Below are 2,748 nucleotides of genomic sequence, written 5' to 3'. Positions count from 1 at the left end.
TCCATCCGCTTGTGGCAATTCGTCGCTCACGACAACCTAGCCGATGAATGTTGTTGCCGCGACACGGACGCAACAATCATCCACGCTTCAGGCCTGCACCGTTACCCGTTGTCCTGTCGTCCGTTTCGGAAAAACGGCCCACCTCCCGTTGCACCTGCGCATTCATATTGATCGGCGCGATCACGATCTCCGGGTGACGCTGCGAGAACACTCGGAATATCTCGTCGACAAAGGATCGGCCTACCATATCGACGCCCGCGAAGTCCAATACGACATTGCGGAAGCGCTCGACACGATTCATGATCCGCTTGGCTTGGGAGCGGGAGACGAGCTGCTCCCCTTCGTACAGTGCCAGGCGGATCGGCACAACCGTCTTGGAGAAGTCCAGCGTATCGGCATCGGTATATTCGTCGAAAACGGACGCCAGTATGCGCTCGGTATTGGGCGAGAGGTACATGCCGACCGTGGTCCCCTGCATTGCGCCTTCGACATGCACCAGGAAATCCCGGTCCGACGCGTCCGTATGGCTGAATGCCAGATCGCCTGAAGTGATTCGGAATAAATCGAAGACCCTTGACGTAAAAAAGATACCTTCCCCGGTATGGTTCTCCGGATCGGTGGTCAGCTTACCTTTGCTCAGCTCCAGGATCGCTTCTCTGGGGTCGCCGAGACCCATCAGACGCGCAATGCGTTTGAAAATGCCTTCGCCATCGTCCCGAATCAGTAGTGCGAGCCACTCGTCGCTGCGCCTTGCGACGATCCGCACCACCGCCCCCCCGGAATGGTCGATCGCATTATTGAGCATTTCGGTGAACCCGTAATGCCAGATATCCCGGACGTTTTTCGGCAGTCCCTCGACGATATACTCGAAATCACCGGCATAGACGCGATCCTCGGTGATGGCACCGAGTTCGTAGTTACCTTGCTGCCAGCGGTTCGGTCCTAAGCGATACGTGCGACCGCGTGTCGTCCCGACAGCCTCCAAAAAGCGCTCTCGGGTCAGATGGGCCAGATGCCGATGCACGGCCTGACGGGTGATGCCGAACCGCTCGCAGGTCTCGGCGACGATATCCGCTCGCCCGGACCTGACGGCATCGATCAGGTGGCGACGAATCGACCGGGATTGGCTGGTCTTACCGATATCCATGGGAGGTCAACTCGCTAGAATCGTGCAGGAGCTTCACAAGCGCGGCACCGCCATGAGGCGACGCTCGAAGTCCGCGGCGAACGCAAGCGCCGCGCGGATGTCTTCCGGTTCCAACACCGGAAAATCCTCAAGAACCTCGGCCTCGCTCATCCCTGATGCCAGGACTGGTTACTGATCGCGTATTAACAGGAGCCTCGTTGATCGCCCGTTGCCCGCCCGTTGCCCGCTCAGCATAGCCCCGCCCGCGGACCCCGACAAGGAGCAGCACCTGACCAACCCCGCCCCACCGGCGCTCCCCGTGGGGCGAGTGCCCGGTTGCCCGCCAGTGCCGGCCCGGATGAGGGGTGGTGGGGCATACTATCGATCCGCAGCCGATGGTGGAGTTGGAGCGGGCAGTTGCGCAACAGGTGTCGCGCCTTGATCATCGCCTGATGACCAAACGCGACACCGAGATTGACGACGTGCGGGCCGCCTGGCCGGTGCCGGGGCTCGCACGACGGTTCCCGGCCCAGGATCTGGGCACCCTTCAGACCTTGCTGCAGGAGTACGCCTATCGGTTGCCGGGCGACCTGCCACACGGCGTCGACTTCGTGCTGGAAGGCGGTCCGGCTGACGATTTCTACATGGCCACCAACGGCAAGGGCGGATTCTGGTTCCGCGAGATCGAGCACGGCACCTTCAACTCGCGCCGGGACCTGTTCGGCGCCTTGGCCAAATGCGCCGACAAACAGCGCCCGGTGATGACGCGGGACGAGGAATACGCGCTTGAATCCCTGTGGCATGAGATTTGGCACAACCGGCAAAAGGGGATGGATGCGGTGGTCGCGTTGCCGCCGGCGCACCCGGTGCGCCGCTTTTCCGAAACGCTGAATCAGGCCGTGGCCCGGTTGACCTACCCGCGCTTCGTCGAACGCTTAGGCGGGCAGGCAGCGCACCAAGCGTGGGTACTGAACAGCGGATATGGTTACGCCGCGACCGTCAGCCGACTGTGGCGGGTGATCCAGGAATGCGGGTCGGAGCCGCTGGACCTCGCGGGAGACCTGGCGACGATCAACCGGGCGGCCGATCTATTGGAGGGCACACGACATGTCGCGACGATGCTGGCCCGGCGCAGCGGCTATCCGAGGAGTCCTATTCAGGCGGCTTTAGACGCCTTGGCGATGCCCGATGAGGCGCGTTTCTTCACGCTGGTGGGGCGATCAGGTCATGATTAAGCAGGTTGAACCTGACGTAATCCTGGTCAGACATCCGGCGAGCATAGGCGGCCGACCGCTCCGCGTCGCCACGCATGGCGAACAACATGCTCAGTGCTTCCAGCGCTTCGTCTGCGGTGACGCGCGCCCGATACGCCGTCGCGTCTGGGTCGGCCAGATACCGCAGTTCATCGGGGGTCGGAGCGTGGTCGAAGATCGTTTCCATTGGGAAAGTATAGCCGATGTCCGGCAGGTGGGCGATTGGACAGCCGCGCGCGGCATTTGCGGACATGCGGTTCGCGGCGCGGGGGGCGACAAGGGCGATTCGCTGCCGCAGGACGCGGGTTGGGCGAAGTCCGTAGGTTGGGGTGAGGAACGAACCCCAACGATCGGCGGCGGGGATGTTGG

At 62.4% G+C, this 2,748-nt stretch carries 3 protein-coding genes and 1 pseudogene; 1 reads left to right on the top strand and 3 read right to left on the bottom strand.

What is annotated here, in order from left to right:
- Positions 1-76: 76 nt before the first annotated feature.
- Positions 77-1,147, bottom strand: coding sequence for a DUF4325 domain-containing protein (locus QZY03_RS17890; protein WP_295583451.1), 1,071 nt, complete (start codon positions 1,145-1,147; stop codon positions 77-79).
- A 33-nt stretch (positions 1,148-1,180) separates the two neighbouring features.
- Positions 1,181-1,309, bottom strand: a pseudogene (locus tag QZY03_RS17885) (DUF433 domain-containing protein); the annotation flags it as partial.
- A gap of 185 nt (positions 1,310-1,494) precedes the next feature.
- On the opposite strand from QZY03_RS17885, the gene QZY03_RS17880 reads away from it, so the two are divergent.
- Positions 1,495-2,361, top strand: a complete 867-nt coding sequence (locus QZY03_RS17880) for a hypothetical protein (RefSeq protein ID WP_295583447.1) — start codon at positions 1,495-1,497, stop codon at positions 2,359-2,361.
- Here the strand turns inward: QZY03_RS17880 and QZY03_RS17875 are convergent.
- The coding region (locus QZY03_RS17875) for a hypothetical protein (RefSeq protein WP_295583445.1) at positions 2,330-2,748 on the bottom strand (419 nt) is incomplete at its 5' end. The two genes, QZY03_RS17880 and QZY03_RS17875, sit on opposite strands and share 32 nt — an antisense overlap.

The sequence above is a fragment of the uncultured Lamprocystis sp. genome, from assembly GCF_903933125.1.
Classification (GTDB): domain Bacteria; phylum Pseudomonadota; class Gammaproteobacteria; order Chromatiales; family Chromatiaceae; genus Thiodictyon.
The sequence above is the reverse complement of the archived record's forward strand: the minus strand, read 5'-3'. Positions and strand labels throughout refer to the sequence as shown.